Source organism: Pseudoalteromonas sp. G5_S1_14_S5, from assembly GCF_054968605.1.
In genome coordinates this window covers 1-2,053 of the sequence record NZ_JBQKUM010000166.1, presented here as the reverse complement: position 1 = coordinate 2,053, position 2,053 = coordinate 1, and the positions used below count along the sequence as shown (strand labels likewise).

General features: G+C 43.9%; 3 protein-coding genes. All 3 read right to left on the bottom strand.

The genetic code is table 11. The annotated features are described in order from the left end of the window. Positions 1 to 399: 399 nt before the first annotated feature. The 3 genes from ACTRWI_RS22340 to ACTRWI_RS22330 all read right to left on the bottom strand — a co-directional run bounded on the left by ACTRWI_RS22340 (position 400) and on the right by ACTRWI_RS22330 (position 1,997). Entirely contained in the window at positions 400 to 1,098 is a 699-nt protein-coding gene (locus tag ACTRWI_RS22340; protein WP_499133886.1) for a VC0807 family protein, read from the bottom strand. A gap of 155 nt (positions 1,099 to 1,253) precedes the next feature. Beyond that, positions 1,254 to 1,808, bottom strand: a complete 555-nt coding sequence (locus tag ACTRWI_RS22335; RefSeq protein WP_499133885.1) for a hypothetical protein — start codon at positions 1,806 to 1,808, stop codon at positions 1,254 to 1,256. A gap of 39 nt (positions 1,809 to 1,847) precedes the next feature. Beyond that, complete coding sequence (locus ACTRWI_RS22330) at positions 1,848 to 1,997, bottom strand: oxidoreductase (protein WP_499133884.1); 150 nt, start codon at positions 1,995 to 1,997, stop codon at positions 1,848 to 1,850. Positions 1,998 to 2,053: the final 56 nt, after the last annotated feature.

The window sequence follows — 2,053 nt, the reverse complement described above, 5'->3', positions numbered from 1 at the left end:
TACTTAGTGTGTAAATTTTGTGCAGGTAGGGGCGGCTAGTTCACGGGAGCTTGCTGGTTAAACAATGCCACAGCAAAGATGCTGTGGCATTGTTTATCTATCGCTTGTTATCAACGCAGGGCTAAATTAAAGCTCTAACAGTTTGGCCAGTTCAGGCTCTTCTAGAAGCCCTTCAATACGTTGTCGAGTTTTAGGTGCTTGGTTTTCTGTTGATTTTTAGCGTTTTAAATACGAATAGTAAAAGAGCTATCACGAATTTTAGAGTTTGGGGGATTGGGTGAGTCCTCATCGTGCCAATTATCTGAAACCTGAGTGATTCGTTTTACTTGGTGATAGATAAAGCAAAGCCCAGCGAATTGATGGGCTTAGGGTGTTGAGGTTGAGCTGCTTTGAGTGAGCTTATTTATTGGTGACGAAAATCTGTTCGGTCTCTAGTGAGGTCATGTTACGAACTTGGCGCCAGATGTAGTAAAAAATACCTAACATCATTAGTAAGCTTGGAATCGCAATCGCAGGGTAGCTATATAGAGTTAATTTACCGAGTTCTTCATTGAACGCCGTAGTACCAGCAGGGCTAGTAACAATCCAAGTCGCCAGGAAATAGTTCATTGCAGAAGAGAATGCGAACGTGCTAGCGAACATGTAGTTTGATGTCATTAGGCAGCGATCAAATTTAGCTTGGTTTCCAAATTGCTTTAAACGCTCTTCAATTAGAGCAATATTCAGCAATGTGGGCGTAAAAATCACTTTTTGGATGAATGGATAGCGAGTAAAGGTAGAGCCGAGTACCGCTAGACCGATTAAACCAGGGATTAAGGCTTCTTTTAGAGCTAACCAACGCGTGTCTAGCTCGAAGAAACCAATGCCACCAGTTAGTAATACGCTGACAAAGCCAAGTGCAGCGATGAAGTTAAATTTCTTGTTGCGGATTAGCTCCATACCACCGTAAGCAATAGGGAAGGCGAGTGCGACAAGCAGTGCTAAACCAGTTCCGAGGTGCTCTTCTCCGCTGAACTTCATAAGAATGAATGACGGAAGAAGGACGTTAAATACGACTTCAAAAAGAGGACTCGATTTTTTGTTTTCAGTGTTACTCATAATCTCTAAATACATTGTGTTATTGATTTATTCTCAAGGATTGTTGTTTACCTCGCCTGAGATGTAAAGCCTAAAGGGGTCATGCTATGTAACGACATGTGACACCGGCGACATCTTTTAAGGTGTTTTACACGTATTGAATGCTTATAAATGCATTATGCGCGACGCTTTTTAAAGGCGTGCCAGCCAGCCGTTAGAAGGGGTTTGACCACGACTCCGAGTGCGCTAAGTTCTGGAACTGCGTCTTTTCCTACGGCAATTCGCCACATTTGATGTTCATATCGAACCAACCCGACCACTGCCATTCTGTCCAGTGCTGGTTTTCCTGTTGTGGGTACGTCTAATGGCATTCCGTGAGCTGAGTCTGCCATTAACCTATTCGGGAAGTCAGGGACTACTGCCATTGTTCGAGCAATCCCAACGAAGTCAGTGGCTGATGTCTGCAGAACCTCATTCATTGCTGGTGCTGTTCTAAAGCAACCAGTTACCACCAGAGGTGTGCTAACTAACTCTCTCACCTTGACCATATAATCTAAGATATACGCTTTACATTTAGCTGTGCTTGCTTTTACGAGTCCACTTTTGTTCTTGGAACCCATCATTGACGGGCTTTCATAAGTGCCTCCGGATATCTCAATTAGGTTGATACCCTCACGGCTCAGTGCTTGAACCACTTGCATCGATTCTTTTTCGGTAAAGCCGCCTTTCATGAAATCTGCGCTGTTAAGTTTGATTCCGACGGGGAAACTTTATCCAACTTTTTTACGAATCGCGCGGTACAGCTCGATCACAAAGCGAAGTCTGTTCTCCAGTGAACTTCCCCATTTATCGTCACGCTGGTTGGGTCTTGAAGACAAAAATTGGCTGGCAAGGTAGCCATGTGCAACGCGTATTTGCACTTCAGTATAGCCGGATTACTTTGCTAGTTCGGCGCTTAAGGCAAACTCGTTGATTA